We start from the raw sequence: 13,955 nt of genomic DNA on the forward strand, positions 1-13,955 counted from the left end.
AATAGATAAGAAAAGGGTATCTATTTTATCCGCCAGAATTCGACAAGGACATGAACTTGACAGATCTTTTATTGAACAATACGGTTTAGTTTGAAATAATAAGGAAGAAGACAATCCTAAGTAAAACACTGGTACGGACATGGAAAGGAAGCGTAATTTTTTGACACAGACAAACGAAGAAACCCTGTATCTCGCTAAAGCAACGAAACAAGATATAGCTGACTTATACTACTGGTCATTCATTGAGGAGCGGCAGGAAGCGAAGGAATGGAATGCTCCCTATATAGAGGAGAAGAAAATGAACCTGGATGAATATGAAGTGCTCTGGCAGAAAGAGCTTGCTCCAGGAATACCGGACGGCCTCGTTCTAAGAATGGACGACCACGTCATCGGCTATGTGGGGTCCTACTGGCTGGACCGCCAGTCCGGCTGGCTGGAGACAGGTATCGTTATCTTTGACTCGCGGTATTGGAACGGAGGGTACGGTTCCTTCGCCTATGAGAAGTGGATCGAATACATCTTTGAAAATACATCCATCCACCGCCTCGGCATGTCGACATGGTCGGGGAACACACGGATGATCCGGGTGGCTGAGAAAACCGGGATGATTGAGGAAGCCAGAGTGAGACAGGCCCGTCTCGTTGATGGAGAATATTACGATGCAGTGAAAATGGGGATGCTCCGCTCGGAATGGGAAGCCTTCCGCCGTAAGCCGTAAATAATAAAGGGGGAGACCAATGAAACATCGTATCCATACATGCTTTATTCATCTGGTATATTTTGATCGGACGAAGGAATGGTATAAACGTGTGCTGCCTTTTGACATTCAGGAAGAAGGAGATGGGTACTTGACGTTTGATTTGGAAGGAACCGGCCTTGTCCTGCTCCAGGCACAGACAGACGCAATACGGCCGCTGCCTTATGCTCCTTTTTTTCTGGAAACGGAAAATATTGAAGAGACGTACCGGGAGTTAAAAGCAAAAGGAGTCAAAGTCGATGAAGTGGAGTCCTTCGGAGGTTCCATCTATGGCTGTCACTTTTACGATCCGGAAGGGAATCAGCTTTTAACCTGTTCGGTCGAATAAAAAAGAACCGGGACTGAGGACAGTCCCGGTTTATTGTTATTCCTTATCCTCAGCTTTCTGCAGGCATTAGGGAATGGTCGTTGTTTCCGCATTCCGGACATTGTGTCCAGACGACGTAGGTTACTTTTTCGTCAAAGTTTTTCTGTACGACTTTAATAACTTTCAGCTGGTGATGGAAGCAGCTTGTGCAGCGATCTTTAACCAACTGTCCGACTTTCGTTTTCATCATGTGTATTCACTCCTGAACTCTTAAAGATTAGTACCGAAGCTTCAAGAGTTTTTCCAGTATAACGTATCAGAAGGAGCAGCGTCAAAGAAAGTTCGGCTTATGCTGTCTATTTCCGTTGACCTTCTTATGTTCACTGGTTTGTACTACACGATCCATGGTCAGCTGTGGAGGCTGTCTCGCATTTTTTAAACCATAAAAAGACCGCCCCGGTACAGGGGCGGTCTTTTACGTTTGGACTCGGGTCTGTGCGTTTAACCCTTTTTTCAAGGCTTGGATATATTCATCTTTCGCCCGGACGGCCAGATCTGCATCCGGGTTAACTCCTTCAAAACCGTGATAGGCTCCTGGGAACAGGTGGAATTCTACATCTACACCAGCTTCGGCGAGCTTTGTCACATAGGCGATCGTCTCACTTCGGAATGGATCGAGCTGACCGACGCAGGTATACGTGTAAGGCAGGCGGCTGTAATCCGTTTCTCTTGCAGGGGCGGCGTAAGAGGGAACGTTGTCTGTCCCATGCAGGGGTCCAAGGTACATCTGCCATCCAGCTTCATTCGTTGTTTGGTTCCATATCATGCCTTCCTTGATTTCCTTTGCAGATGGGGTATTGTTCCTGTCATCAATCATCGGATAAAGAGGCATTTGAAAATGGACGGATGGATAGCCGCGGTCTCTTGCGAGCAGAGTTAAGGCAGCGGTCAGCCCTCCACCGGCACTTGCTCCTGCCACACCAATCCGGTCACCGTCAATATTCAAGGCCTCTACATGGCCGGCCATCCATTTCAGTGCGCTGTAGCAGTCTTCGATGGGGGCCGGATACGGATGCTCCGGAGCGAGGCGGTAATCAACAGATACGACGACGCAGCCGGCCTCTTTAACAAACTCAGCACAGAGCGGATCGCTGCTCTCCACAGTACCAAGCACATATCCACCCCCGTGTATCCATAAAAGGGCAGGGAGTTTCTCGTCCCGTTCAGCCGGCTGGTAGATTCTGAGTTTAAGGGAATGGTTGTCCGGACCTGCAATGATTTCGTCGTGAATGGACAGTGAATCATCCGGAGGAAGAGGGGAATACATCTGGTCAAATCCTTCCCGGATGGACGGCAGGAATTCAGGTTTGAGATCAATATCCTGGAACGTGTCCAAGCCGGGAAGAAGCGATGGATCTACACGATTTTTCATAGAAACACTCCTTTTTGTAATCGTTTTCAAATAAACAAAAAGAAACACACAACCCTAAGACTTTAATTGTGATGATTGTTGCACAATTAAATCATAAGCCTATTATGCTATAATAGTCAATAGAATTTTCAGAAAATAATAAGGGGGAGAGGATCTTATGCAGTTGATGATTCAATCCGGCGATTTAGGACCGAAATGGTTCCATGTGGCTTTGAGGACGCTCGTACTGCTGGCTTCCTCTGATACGATGTTGAAAAGCCATCACATGGCAGAAAAGATGGGGGAGGATCCCACATTCGTAAGGAAGATTTTATCGAAGCTGACCCATGCAGGTTATGTAACAGCACAGGGTGGAAGATATGGAGGTTATCAAATGGCCAAGTCTCCCGGTGAAATTACAGTGAAGGAAGTCTATCAAGCGCTGGGAGATACCCGGATCACACCGTTTTACACCGTGCCGTCGACAGGCGTCGAGTATTTCATTGCTCAGATGATCAGTCATGCAGAAGCACGCTTTCAGGAAGAGTTGGAACAGTTTACGATCCAGCACCTTCTCGATCAGAAAGATGGACGGAGGAAATCTTAAGGTTTTCTCCATTTTTTTGTGGAAATTTCAAAAAGATAGACACCAACTCCCATCCTGGTTTCGATTATCGTGTATACCGGATTTTTTGGGAGGCGGAACAAATGATTGGGATGAACATAAAGGAACAGCAGCGTTTCCAGACAAAGCAGGAGCTCGACCGGCATGTACGGAGTTACTTATACCAGCGTAAAGCCTTTTTATCGGAAGGAACGATGGAAGTCCTCCGCTATGTATGGCGGCACGCTGTCAAATTTCCAGGCGTCGCTTTCCCGAAACGGTCGACCATCGTTTCGGCCGTCTCCTGTAGTGAAAGCACGGTCGTCCGCGCTCTCCGTACTCTCGAAAAAGAAGGCCTGATAGAGAGAGTGAAAACAAAGAAGCCGAACGGCCGGCAGGGAGTGAATTTGATCGTATTTCTTCCACAGCCGGATGTTTTTTTACCTTCCGATGACACCCCTGATGATCCCCTTCGTGACACCCCTCTACCCTCTACTGAGTCAAGCGGCTCTAAGTCCCATCCCTCCAAAACCCTTCAGGAAACAGAGACGAACCTGAGAAAAGCTTCTTTTAGTAAGGTTGACCCCCTCGATCATTCCCATCTGCCATCGTTCATTGCCATTCCATTTATTGAAGCCGCGCGCCCTTTTCTATCTCCGGCTGATGTTCTTAAAGCCTGGCGTACGGTTGAACGTGCGTGCCGCCGGTTGGAGGTCGAGGTGATGGATTACATATCAGAAGTTGTATTAACATTTAAGCAGGCGGTTTTCGCCTGGAAGCATGGATGGGTGAAAAAAGGATTATTCCCTTATTTTTATGGAGGACTCGTCAAACAACTACATGCAGCAGTGAAGAAAGAAACAAGGAAAAGATTGGTGGGATATGACTGGGTGGATAGCTGAGAAGTTTTTTGTCGAAGGAAAGGAGGTATAGAACCGAAGAGTCTGAAAAATTCCAACAACCGGCATTGACAGGTGCGGGGGAGTGGGGTAGCATATGAAATGTAATGAGATTGAGAATCTTTATCATTTAGTTGATTTAAGGGTATAAAGAGAACTGGATGATGGATTCCGAATTGAATAAAAGAGAGGATGCTACATATGAAGAAATTTTGGCTGTTTGCACTTATACTCGGCCTCGTTCTGCTGGCTGCCTGCGGCGGAGGAGAGGAAGAATCAGCGGAGGAGTCCTCCGGAGAGGAAAGCACAGAAGAATCCTCTTCTGATGAGAGCCGCTCTGTAACGATTGAGGACGCTTCAGGAGAAAAGACGATTGAAGGCACTCCTGAGAAAGTGGTCGTATTAGAGTGGACCTATGCAGAGGATCTACAGGCGCTTGGCATGGAACCTGTTGGTGTTGCTGAACTGGACGCCTACGGGGACTGGGTGAACGTCGGGATTCCATTCAGCGACTCTGTTGAGAATGTAGGGACACGTCAGGAGCCGAATCTGGAAGCGATTTCCCGTTTGGAGCCTGATTTGATCATCGGTGTCCAGTTCCGTCACGAAGCGATTAAAGAAGAACTTGAGAAAATCGCTCCAACGGTCATGTTCGCTCCTTATTCTGAGGAAGCGGCCCAGGATCAATTTGCCAACATGAAGGAAGAATTCAATACGGTTGCAGAAATCGTTGGTAAACAGGATAAGGCTGAAGAAGTCCTCACTAATATGGAGGATACGTTCTCCGAGCAGCAGTCCCGTTTAGAAGAAGCTGGTAAAGAGGGCATGAACTACGTGCTCAGCCAGTCCTTCACCCTGCAGGATACGCCGACACTGCGTTTGTTTACAGACAATTCCATGGCCGCCCAAGTGATGAACAATATGGGCATGACGAATGATCATGAATCAGAAGAACTGGAAGTGTACGGGTACACGGAAACAACGGTGGAAACCCTGCAGAACTATCAGGACACGAACTTCTTCTACATCGTGCAGGAAGAAGACAACATCTTCGAAAACCAGCTGGCCGGCAACCCGGTATGGGAAGAACTGGCCTTCGTAAAAGAAGACCGCACCTATCAAATGCCGGGGGATGCCTGGACATTCGGTGGACCGCTGTCTGCGGAAGTGCTGGCTGAACAGGTCGTGAATGCGGCACTGGAAGAAGAATAAAGTGAGTGTGTGCACATGAACACAACGATGAAGAACACAATAATGGCGGTCTCCACCTTCGGGGGTGGAGCCGCATTGTTGTGTCTTTTAACTTTTATACATATCAATCAAGGAAACGTGGATCTTCCGTTTGCGACGGTGATGGATGCACTTTTCCGCCCGGAAAATACGTTGGAGCACCATACGGTAAGGACGCTTCGATTACCCCGGGCCGTTATGGGGATTCTTGCCGGTGGAGCTCTTGCTGTATCCGGTGTCATCCTGCAGACGGTCACGAAAAATCCGCTTTCTTCATCAAGTACGCTCGGCATCCACTCCGGTACGTACTTTGCTGTAGTCGTCACAACGATTTTTCTGCCGGCTGCATTGGTCGGTAATGGCATTCTCACGGCCTTTCTGGGCGGGATATTGACATTCGGTTTTGTCTACGTTCTATCCGGAGGTGGAGATGCGACTCCGGTGCGTATGGTACTGGCGGGGATGATTGTCACCTTCTTGTTTTCCTCCCTGACATCGGTCCTTCAAATCTTTTATGAGAATGAAACGCGTGGTCTCTTCCTGTGGGGATCAGGGACTCTCGTTCAGAACGACTGGGGCGGAGTGGTCTTTTCGCTTCCGCTTATAGCCGTGTGTGTGCTGATTGTTCTCGCTTTTTCAGGGAAATTAGACACACTGACTCTCGGAGATGACGTGGCGACGGCGTTAGGGCAGAATGTGAGAAACGTGAAGCTCATCACCATCCTGGCTGCGGTGCTGCTGACGAGTGTGACCGTCAGCATTGTCGGGCCGATTGGATTTGTCGGTCTGATCGCCCCCCATTTAATGAAGCTGATCGGCTACAGGTCACATCTGCTGCTTATTCTCGGCTCCTTTTTGTGGGGAGGAAATGTGCTGCTGCTTGCAGATGTTCTCGCCCGTATCATCGATCCCTCTTTTTCTGAGCTTCCTGTTGGGGCGATCACGGCGCTTGTCGGTTCGCCATGGCTCATCTGGCTTGTCCTGCGGATGAAGCGCAGCAACTCTCAGGACAGCGGAGCGGTGATGGCCGGCCGGAACTCGATCAGCATGCCTCTTGGAAAAGTGCTTCCCGTTCTGGCTGCCATTATCCTGGTGACTGTCGGTGTCAGTCTCGTATCAGGGAACTACGGATTTGAGCCGCTCGTCGGTTTTCAGGCTTTCTTTGGGGAAGGCAGCACGTTTATGCAGGACATGATCGTGAACTTGAGGCTGCCGCGGGCCCTCGTGGCCTTGTTCAGTGGAGCAGTCCTTGCATTGAGCGGACTCATTTTTCAAGGGGTGCTGAGAAATCCACTCGCCGACCCGTCCGTCATCGGTATAACCTCTGGTGCCGGAGTAGGGGCGCTTATGACGATGTATTGGTTCAGTGTATCTGCCATCTGGATCCCTGTCGGAGCTATGGCCGGAGCGGTGGTCTTTTTCATCATCGTGATGGTTCTCGGCGCCAAAGCTGAGTTCCAACCGACGGTGCTCGCCCTGCTCGGCATCGGTATTTCTGCTTTCGGGTCTGCGCTTATCCAGATCATGGTCGTGCAGGCTGATCTTGGTGTGGCCTCTGCGCTTACATGGCTGTCCGGGACAACCTATGCAAAAGGGTGGGACGAGCTTATCCAGTATTTGATCTGGCCGATGCTGCTCCTTGTCCCTGTTCTTGCCTTTTCCATTAAAACGCTTGATGTTTTAGGTCTTGGGGATGATACAGCCAAAGGGCTGGGGCTGCGTGTAGTGAATGTGAGGTTCCAAATGGCACTGATGGCTACGCTTCTCGCAGCTTCCAGTGTGGCGGCTGTTGGTTCCATAGGTTTCGTAGGATTGATTGCCCCGCACCTGGCCCGGCTGCTGGTGGGTAGTGCCAATCAGAAGCTGCTGCCGGTCACCATGCTGATTGGCGGCGTGCTCCTGGTGACGGCGGACTTATTCAGCCGGACGCTTTTGGCACCTAACGAAATTCCATCAGGAATCCTGGTGGCCATCATCGGGGCCCCATACTTCCTTTGGTTGATGAAAAGAAGGTCTGCATGAGGGTATCATGCCTTCAATCAATCGTGAAGGATGGGTGGTTGAACAGCAGGAAGACAGGGGATCAGCGCCCCTGTCTTCTTTCTTACGTTCACCTCGGACTTTTTACAAAATTCAAACGCTCACGCTTCATTTCCGAATGAAATATGCTAAGATAGGGAGAAAAAAGAACGTGAAAGGGAGAGGTTTATGAAGCTGCCATACATCAAATGCCACGGGTCAGGGAACGATTTCATCCTCATCGATGAAATTGAGCATGACTTTACATTTACCGAGGAAGAAAGAAGAGAGCTGTCGCTTTTGTTATGTGATCGAACGAATGGCATCGGCTCCGATGGCATTTTATTTGTCATGCCGAGTGAGAAAGCGGAAGGCCGGATGCGGATGTTCAACTCCGACGGATCGGAAGCGGAAATGTGCGGCAACGGTCTCCGTTGTGTAGCCCGCCATATGATCGAAAAGCTCGGACATCCATCGATTGCGATCGAAACGCAGGAAGCGGTCCTGCCTGTCAGCCAGGTCGCTGAAATTTTCCCGGATATCGATACGTTTTCGGTTCAGATCGAGCCGGTATCGTTTGCCCCTGCTTCCCTTCCTATGATTCATGATGGAGAGCAGGCGGTGGACAGTGCTATCCCTGAACTTTCTGATAAGCGGACATTCACTGCCCTCAGTGTGCCGAATCCCCATATCGTCAGCCTGATGGATAACGTGGATCAGGTTGAGCTTGAACGAATCGGCCGCCGCGCCAACGAACTGCCTGAGGTTTTTCCGAAAGGGGTGAACGTCAGCTTTGTCCAGGTGCTGGAGAAAAATAAAATCTTCGTCCGCACGTATGAACGAGGCGTAGGACTGACGAATGCCTGCGGTACAGCCATGTCCGCCTCGTCGCTCGTATCCACCATCCTGGGTCCGAACGATCTTGATACACCGATTGTCGTCATTAATAAAGGTGGTCTCGTCAACTGTGTTGTTGAAAAGAACGACGGACGTTTCTCTATCCAGCTGCGCGGGAATGGAACAAATGTATACGAAGCTGTGGCTGATGTTGATCTTGAAAACAGCCGCTTCGAGGTAACAGGACAAACGTTTTTTGATAAGGAAAACGAAACGTATGAAAAACTGGAAGCTTATGCTGCTTCCGAAATTGGAGGGTAACCGATGTTGAAGACGTTTCATGTACGCACGGATCATCATGACCAAATGATTGATGTGACCAGCCAGGTGCAGGACTGGATCCGTGAAGAAGGTGTGAAGGATGGCGTCGTCATCGTCTCTTCCATGCACACGACCGCGGGACTGACGGTAAATGAAAATGCCGATCCTGATGTGAAAACCGATATGCTCCGCCGTTTCCGCGAAGTGTACCCGTGGGATCAGGCCGAAGATAAACATGCAGAAGGCAACACAGCTGCGCATATGAAAACGAGCACCGTCGGTCATGCACAGACGTTGATTGTAGAAGACGGCCACCTTGTACTCGGCACGTGGCAGGGACTGTACTTCTGTGAGTTTGACGGCCCGCGCAGCCGTAAATTCGTAGCTAAAGTGTTATAAGTGAAAGAGCAGGCACTGCGCCTGCTCTTTTTTTAGGTAGAAAAGCCTGTCACATTCGGGCAGCAGGCCATGCTATAATTTAGAAAGGATAGTGGTTCCTGCCAGTTGAATAGGGTGTCGGCTGATCCCCATGTCTCAAAGATGGAGGGGGTGATGCCTCTGAGTATGTATGAATCGCTGATGGTGATGATCGCGTTCAGTTCCCTGATCGTGTCTTTGCTTGGTTTGATTGTAGCGATTTTACGCATAAAAAAATAGACTCCCTATTCTGACGTGAATGCGGGTGAGTCTATTTTTCATGTAGGCTGCGCCCTTTGGCAGGCCAGCTATCCGTAGAGGGGATCACAGTGCCAGCTGTGGTCCCTTTTCTTATGTGTATCCTTTATCTGCTTTTATCATACCACATTTTCCGGAAAAAGAAACCTGAACGAGCGTTCCTGTCCTTTGCCAGACTGCGGGATATCGGTCTTTTTTCGGTTATATCAGCCGAAACGGCGCTGATATCGGTCTTTTTGTGGATATATCGGTCACATCCGCAGCATATCAGTCAAACCGCGGATATATCGATTTTTCATCTCTGACGCAGCCATATAAAAATATCCAGCACGCCTGAACAAAGGCATGCTGGATAATCGATCAGCAGATCGAATCTTTCGGGTTCGGGTTTTTCAATCCGAACAATGGCCGCAGGAAGAGGGCGAGATACGTTCCGATCAGCGCCATAATCATCCACACCCAGCCGTGCAGGCTGAAGGAGGCAATACCGCCGAAATACGCACCGATGTTACAGCCGAAGGCCAGGCGGGCGCCGTATCCCATGAGGATTCCGCCGATGATGGAAGCGAAACCGATCCCCGGTTTGATTTTACCCGGCTTGAAGTTCCCCTGCGCACTGGCAGCGATAAAGGCACCAAGGATGATGCCGAAGTTCATGACACTTGTAGAGTCTGCAAGCACCGTCTGATTAAGGGGCGCTGGGTTCTCAGACCAATACTGCCAGCTCGCCACATCGACACCGAACATCTGGATGAACTGGGATCCCCAAAGTGCAAACGCAGATGTAATGCCCCACGGGTTTCCGCGGACAGCAAGGGTGATGGCGTTCAATACACCGAGGGCGACAGCGGCGGCGAGAAGCGGCCACGCGCCACGCCATAGACGTTTAAGCCCGGTGGTCGTTTTCAATGGTTCCATCCGCGGCGGGTTCTTTTTCCTGGCGAACTTCACCGTTACACCGTAAATGCCGAGGAAGATGAGAAGCTGGAGAATCCACCCTCCGAAGTAGCCGAGTCCTGTGGATTCAGCAAGAGAAATCGCAGGAAGGGCCGGAGTTTCCCGCCAGAATCCGATGTGATAGGCACCGAGGACAGACCCTGCGATAAAGCCGAGCAGAGTCAGAACCATGGAAGACTTTCCACCACCGACCGTGTAAAGAGTACCAGATGCACAGCCGGAACCCAGCTGCATCCCGATACCGAAGATGAAGGAACCGAATACAACACTCACGCCGACAGGGAAAACGTACCCTTGCGGAGTGGTTCCGGTGAAGCTGAAGCCTGTACCTAAAATGATGGCAAAGCCTGTCGTTGCGACAGCGAGCATCAGCATGTGTGACTGCAGTCCCTGGACGTTACCGACAGAAAGCAGCCGCCGGAAGGCTGATGTAAAGCCGAATCGTGCGTGAAGCAGCACGAGACCGAAGGCGAGTCCGATGATAAACAGAACCCCCTGCGTAACATTGGTCATGCTGATAATTGTTATGAATAAAAGCAGGGAAGCGATGATGCCAGCCCACATGAACGGCTTTTGGACCGGATCAAGCTGGGCAGGAATCGTAGACCGGCTGGACGCCGTCTGATGAACTGCTTGTTGCTGCATGTGCTATTCCTCCTAATTCCGATTTGTTTAATGAGCTTTAAACATTCTAACCGACCAGTCTTCTATTTGTAAACCAGTTTGCATACAATGGTTGTACAAAGAGAACACAGATCATTCTTTACGGAGATTTAACACTATATGGCAGATACAAGTGGTACACTCAAAGTGTGGACAGGAAGGTTGAATACAATTATTGGAGGGATGTCTTATACCTGTCGTTCGCTCATATGTCACTCGCTGGTTTTTCTTTGTTTGTATCAACTCAAACCGAAGAACTTCTTGGCGTACATCAGGCGCACCTCCCCCTACATAAAATATAATGAAAAGCGGCGCGTTACGCGTGGCTTTTTTTGCTTGATCTGCATAATTTTCATGCAGGAAAGGGAATTCTACGATTAGCAGACAAAAAAGCCGGGTATGGGTACATTAATAAGCCTACATAGGAAGGAATGAATGCAATGCCGAAGAAGAAGGAATGGCACGTAATTTTCCTGTTGGACAGCAAGAGGGTCGTCACCCACGATCTTGAATTGAGTGAGGAAATGGACGAAAAAGAAACCTCCGAATTTATTGTCAAACAGCTGGACCGTGGCACATGGTGGTTCCTTGAGGATGGCGTAGCGCTTCACACAAGCGGAGTGGAAAGCTTCTATCTTGACCGCTGTGCCCGACGCACACGTTTCAGCAGAGATTGACGCCCACCTTTCTAAATTATGGGGAACGATTGAGAAGTATGATAAAAAGACCGGATGATGTTCATCCGGTCTTTTTCATGTTTCCAGAAAAGGCTGGGAATAATGGACAGTGCCGTTGATGTCTTTCAGGACGCCGGGCTGCAGTTCAAGAGCCATGAACGACTCTCCCGGTACTTCAAATGGCGCTTCAATACCCCAGTGGGAGGCGGGTTGGAAACCGAACTTCGGATAGTAATCCGGGTGGCCGAGGACGATGACAGAAGAAAAGCCGAGCGCTCCGGCTTTTTTCAGGCCGTGTTGAATGAGCGATGAACCGATTCCCTCGCGCTGCCTCTCCGGGTCCACGGCTGCCGGTGCAAGGGCGAGGGATACGTTATCTCCAATCGTGATTTTGGTGAGCAGGAGATAACCGATGATTTCACCGTCATCAACGGCTGTTAAGGCCAGTTCAGGAATAAAAGCTTCAGAGGTGCGCAGTCTTTCGACCAGCAGGTGCTCGGTATGATCGCTGTGCTCTTCCAGCGCAAATGCACGTTGAATAAGTTTTCCGACGGACGTTACGTCAGACGGCTGTTCCTGTTGAATGAGTACAGGCATAAAAAAACTCCCTTCGTTATCTAAAAGGGAGTTTCTCACAATCGGTGTCTATTTAAAAGGATTATTCCAGAATTTCCACTTCGATCTGACGTCGCCCGTAATCAAAGGCATCTCTTTCCTCTGCCATAAATAAGTCGATCCGGTGACCTTCGATATCTCCCCCGATGTCTCCGGCTGTGGCTGTTCCGTAGCCGGGAACCCGGACGGTCGAGCCGAGCGGGATGACGGAAGGATCGACAGCAATGACTTTCTTGTCAGGATTGGCGCGAAGATCGATGCCGGTGTAGGTCGTTCCACTGCAGCCTTCACAGAAAGCGGTATAGGCTGTCGCTTCAACGGCTACCGTCCGTTTCACATCATCCTTTTTGTTTTGCGAAGCAAAGGAGGCTTCTTTTTCTTCTTTATCTTCAAAGCGGTTGTGCTGGTCTTCTTTTTCATCGAGGATGGTTGCTTTTTTATCAACAGGCTGGGCCGTCTTATCGGTTTCCTCAGCACTTGAAATATGGTCGATTCCGGAAAACAGGGTAAGCATGACAGCAAAGGATAGGAAAAATTTCATCATGTCATCCACCTCTTTCGCATTAGATCTGAGAGCAGTATAACAGGTGTGTCTGTAGATAAACAAATACAAAATACCTACAGATTGATTACAGTTCCATGACATTCGACGGACGCGGGTTTTCTTTTGGAAGACGGGACCGGGACGCAGGGAGCATTCGTGAAAAAAACGAAAAAAGGGACGATAGACGTTTACGAATCTATCAATGGTCATGCTATAATAGTTGAGGATTATGTACGATTCTGGATCACAAGAAAGCTGTGAAAAAAGGAGGACCAGACCATGATCACATGTCCTCAATGTAACCATGAAAACGCCGAGGGATCGCGTTACTGTTCCCAGTGTGGAGCATCCTTATCAGAAGAATCCCCGGCTGATGCTGAGAAGAAACGATCGTGGCTGCCCATTCTTACACCTGCGATAGTCCTTGTTGTGGTGGGGGCGGCCCTTTATTTTGTCTATGACCAGGAAACAGGGATAAATGAAGATGCAGCCTCGTGGAAGACGGAAGCAGAGGAAGCAGCCCTTGCCGGAGATTACCGGGAAGCAGAGAAGCTGCTTACGCGTGCCATCCAGGAACGTCCGGATGCAGAGGCGCTGCAGGAGGAGTTGACCCACGTACAAAGTGTGCTCCGTATGGAAAAGGAACTGGAAGAAGTGTCCAAGCTGCTCGAAGAAGGCAGCCTTTCAAAAGCGGATGACCAGCTGTCTGAAGTCCAAACAGCCTTAAGACAGGAAAACGGGCGGATCTATCAGACACTTGTACCAACAGTGAATGAGATGGATTCCAGATTCACTCTACAGGAAGTGAACGAGGAACTTTCCAAAATTACAGATGTGGATGAGCTGGCTGCCAAACTGAATACCCTTTCGGATTTGAATTTGGAAGAAGCAGCCAAGGTCCGGGAAAAGATTTATGAAAAAATCGTCAACCGTTCCACGAAAACGGCAGAGGCAGCGGCTGAGAACAAACGATACACTGAAGCCATCGCTCTGATTGATGAAGGTCTTCAGTACGTCTCGAACGATGAAAAGCTGATCCAGCTGAAAGAACGGGTGCAGCAGGAGAAGCAGGCGTTTGAACAGGCCGCTCAGGAACGTTTGGAAAGTGCGATGCAGCAGGCCGCCAAGGATGAGCTTCGTAATGAAACCGAAGCCTTGGAAGTAGTGGATATCCAAATGGAAAAAGATGAATTCGGTGATTATAAAATCAGTGGCGAATTGAAAAGTCTGGCCACCCAGGTGATCAGCACAATCAGTGTGAAATATGACATCAAAACACAGGACGGAGAAGTCGTCCGGTCAGAATCCGCCAAGGTGTACCCCAACTACTTAAATCCAGGCAGTACAGGCAAGTTTGAGAAAATGTACTACAACCTGGAAGAAGGGGAATACATGGTGGAAATGACAGAGCTGGAATGGTTAGTAGAATAGGAGGATGC

Annotated in this window: 16 protein-coding genes; 11 read left to right on the forward strand and 5 right to left on the reverse strand. The window is 49.4% G+C overall.

Annotated features, from left to right (window positions below):
• The first annotated feature begins 160 nt into the window (after positions 1-160).
• Both ACXAD6_RS06020 and ACXAD6_RS06025 read left to right on the forward strand, forming a co-directional pair.
• Positions 161-718: a GNAT family N-acetyltransferase gene (locus ACXAD6_RS06020; RefSeq protein ID WP_027953751.1), complete on the forward strand. Its 558-nt coding sequence runs from the start codon at positions 161-163 to the stop codon at positions 716-718.
• 19 nt (positions 719-737) lie between these two features.
• The gene (locus ACXAD6_RS06025) at positions 738-1,085 is read left to right on the forward strand and encodes a VOC family protein (protein WP_474968081.1); all 348 of its coding nucleotides are present in this window, start codon (positions 738-740) and stop codon (positions 1,083-1,085) included.
• Between the two features lie 49 nt (positions 1,086-1,134).
• Here ACXAD6_RS06025 and ACXAD6_RS06030 read toward each other — a convergent pair whose 3' ends face one another.
• Positions 1,135-1,314: a hypothetical protein gene (locus tag ACXAD6_RS06030; protein ID WP_474968082.1), complete on the reverse strand. Its 180-nt coding sequence runs from the start codon at positions 1,312-1,314 to the stop codon at positions 1,135-1,137.
• Positions 1,315-1,539: 225 nt separating this feature from the next.
• The gene (locus tag ACXAD6_RS06035) at positions 1,540-2,496 is read right to left on the reverse strand and encodes an alpha/beta hydrolase (RefSeq protein ID WP_474968083.1); all 957 of its coding nucleotides are present in this window, start codon (positions 2,494-2,496) and stop codon (positions 1,540-1,542) included.
• Between the two features lie 157 nt (positions 2,497-2,653).
• Here ACXAD6_RS06035 and ACXAD6_RS06040 point away from each other — a divergent pair, with 157 nt between their 5' ends.
• The 7 genes from ACXAD6_RS06040 (at position 2,654) to ACXAD6_RS06070 (ending at position 9,042) form a co-directional block, all read left to right on the forward strand.
• Positions 2,654-3,082: an Rrf2 family transcriptional regulator gene (locus tag ACXAD6_RS06040; RefSeq protein ID WP_474968084.1), complete on the forward strand. Its 429-nt coding sequence runs from the start codon at positions 2,654-2,656 to the stop codon at positions 3,080-3,082.
• 101 nt (positions 3,083-3,183) lie between these two features.
• Positions 3,184-3,981, forward strand: coding sequence for a helix-turn-helix domain-containing protein (locus ACXAD6_RS06045; protein WP_474968085.1), 798 nt, complete (start codon positions 3,184-3,186; stop codon positions 3,979-3,981).
• Between the two features lie 198 nt (positions 3,982-4,179).
• Positions 4,180-5,190, forward strand: a complete 1,011-nt coding sequence (locus ACXAD6_RS06050; RefSeq protein WP_474968086.1) for an ABC transporter substrate-binding protein — start codon at positions 4,180-4,182, stop codon at positions 5,188-5,190.
• Positions 5,191-5,205: 15 nt separating this feature from the next.
• On the forward strand, positions 5,206-7,230 hold the full coding sequence (locus tag ACXAD6_RS06055) for an iron ABC transporter permease (RefSeq protein ID WP_474968087.1): 2,025 nt from the start codon (positions 5,206-5,208) through the stop codon (positions 7,228-7,230).
• A gap of 186 nt (positions 7,231-7,416) precedes the next feature.
• On the forward strand, positions 7,417-8,385 hold the full coding sequence (dapF, locus tag ACXAD6_RS06060) for a diaminopimelate epimerase (protein WP_474968088.1): 969 nt from the start codon (positions 7,417-7,419) through the stop codon (positions 8,383-8,385).
• 3 nt (positions 8,386-8,388) lie between these two features.
• Positions 8,389-8,784 (forward strand): secondary thiamine-phosphate synthase enzyme YjbQ, encoded by a 396-nt coding sequence (locus ACXAD6_RS06065; protein ID WP_474968089.1) that lies wholly within the window; start codon positions 8,389-8,391, stop codon positions 8,782-8,784.
• A gap of 165 nt (positions 8,785-8,949) precedes the next feature.
• Positions 8,950-9,042 carry a putative holin-like toxin gene (locus ACXAD6_RS06070; RefSeq protein ID WP_422875628.1) on the forward strand — a complete coding sequence of 31 codons (93 nt, stop codon included), beginning with the start codon at positions 8,950-8,952 and terminating at the stop codon, positions 9,040-9,042.
• A 378-nt stretch (positions 9,043-9,420) separates the two neighbouring features.
• Here the strand turns inward: ACXAD6_RS06070 and ACXAD6_RS06075 are convergent, their stop codons facing one another.
• Positions 9,421-10,662, reverse strand: a complete 1,242-nt coding sequence (locus tag ACXAD6_RS06075) for a YeeE/YedE family protein (RefSeq protein WP_474968090.1) — start codon at positions 10,660-10,662, stop codon at positions 9,421-9,423.
• Between the two features lie 458 nt (positions 10,663-11,120).
• Between ACXAD6_RS06075 and ACXAD6_RS06080 the strand changes: the two genes are divergently transcribed.
• Positions 11,121-11,357, forward strand: a complete 237-nt coding sequence (locus tag ACXAD6_RS06080) for a hypothetical protein (RefSeq protein ID WP_027953760.1) — start codon at positions 11,121-11,123, stop codon at positions 11,355-11,357.
• 75 nt (positions 11,358-11,432) lie between these two features.
• Here the strand turns inward: ACXAD6_RS06080 and ACXAD6_RS06085 are convergent, their stop codons facing one another.
• Positions 11,433-11,954: a GNAT family N-acetyltransferase gene (locus ACXAD6_RS06085; protein WP_474968091.1), complete on the reverse strand. Its 522-nt coding sequence runs from the start codon at positions 11,952-11,954 to the stop codon at positions 11,433-11,435.
• Between the two features lie 61 nt (positions 11,955-12,015).
• Complete coding sequence (locus ACXAD6_RS06090) at positions 12,016-12,516, reverse strand: 3D domain-containing protein (protein WP_474968092.1); 501 nt, start codon at positions 12,514-12,516, stop codon at positions 12,016-12,018.
• A gap of 279 nt (positions 12,517-12,795) precedes the next feature.
• On the opposite strand from ACXAD6_RS06090, the gene ACXAD6_RS06095 reads away from it, so the two are divergent.
• The gene (locus ACXAD6_RS06095; RefSeq protein WP_474968093.1) at positions 12,796-13,947 is read left to right on the forward strand and encodes a zinc ribbon domain-containing protein; all 1,152 of its coding nucleotides are present in this window, start codon (positions 12,796-12,798) and stop codon (positions 13,945-13,947) included.
• The last annotated feature ends 8 nt before the right edge of the window (positions 13,948-13,955 follow it).

The sequence above is a fragment of the Halobacillus sp. ABH2_015 genome, assembly GCF_056158945.1.

Excerpts from the sequence above, each read along its gene's own strand:
- ACXAD6_RS06025 (WP_474968081.1), top strand. The coding sequence starts at position 738 with ATGAAACATCGTATCCATACATGCTTTATTCATCTGGTATATTTTGAT.
- ACXAD6_RS06030 (WP_474968082.1), bottom strand. The coding sequence starts at position 1,314 with ATGATGAAAACGAAAGTCGGACAGTTGGTTAAAGATCGCTGCACAAGC.
- ACXAD6_RS06035 (WP_474968083.1), bottom strand. The coding sequence starts at position 2,496 with ATGAAAAATCGTGTAGATCCATCGCTTCTTCCCGGCTTGGACACGTTC.
- ACXAD6_RS06040 (WP_474968084.1), top strand. The coding sequence starts at position 2,654 with ATGCAGTTGATGATTCAATCCGGCGATTTAGGACCGAAATGGTTCCAT.
- ACXAD6_RS06045 (WP_474968085.1), top strand. The coding sequence starts at position 3,184 with ATGATTGGGATGAACATAAAGGAACAGCAGCGTTTCCAGACAAAGCAG.
- ACXAD6_RS06050 (WP_474968086.1), top strand. The coding sequence starts at position 4,180 with ATGAAGAAATTTTGGCTGTTTGCACTTATACTCGGCCTCGTTCTGCTG.
- ACXAD6_RS06055 (WP_474968087.1), top strand. The coding sequence starts at position 5,206 with ATGAACACAACGATGAAGAACACAATAATGGCGGTCTCCACCTTCGGG.
- dapF (WP_474968088.1), top strand. The coding sequence starts at position 7,417 with ATGAAGCTGCCATACATCAAATGCCACGGGTCAGGGAACGATTTCATC.
- ACXAD6_RS06065 (WP_474968089.1), top strand. The coding sequence starts at position 8,389 with ATGTTGAAGACGTTTCATGTACGCACGGATCATCATGACCAAATGATT.
- ACXAD6_RS06070 (WP_422875628.1), top strand. The coding sequence starts at position 8,950 with ATGTATGAATCGCTGATGGTGATGATCGCGTTCAGTTCCCTGATCGTG.
- ACXAD6_RS06075 (WP_474968090.1), bottom strand. The coding sequence starts at position 10,662 with ATGCAGCAACAAGCAGTTCATCAGACGGCGTCCAGCCGGTCTACGATT.
- ACXAD6_RS06080 (WP_027953760.1), top strand. The coding sequence starts at position 11,121 with ATGCCGAAGAAGAAGGAATGGCACGTAATTTTCCTGTTGGACAGCAAG.
- ACXAD6_RS06085 (WP_474968091.1), bottom strand. The coding sequence starts at position 11,954 with ATGCCTGTACTCATTCAACAGGAACAGCCGTCTGACGTAACGTCCGTC.
- ACXAD6_RS06090 (WP_474968092.1), bottom strand. The coding sequence starts at position 12,516 with ATGATGAAATTTTTCCTATCCTTTGCTGTCATGCTTACCCTGTTTTCC.
- ACXAD6_RS06095 (WP_474968093.1), top strand. The coding sequence starts at position 12,796 with ATGATCACATGTCCTCAATGTAACCATGAAAACGCCGAGGGATCGCGT.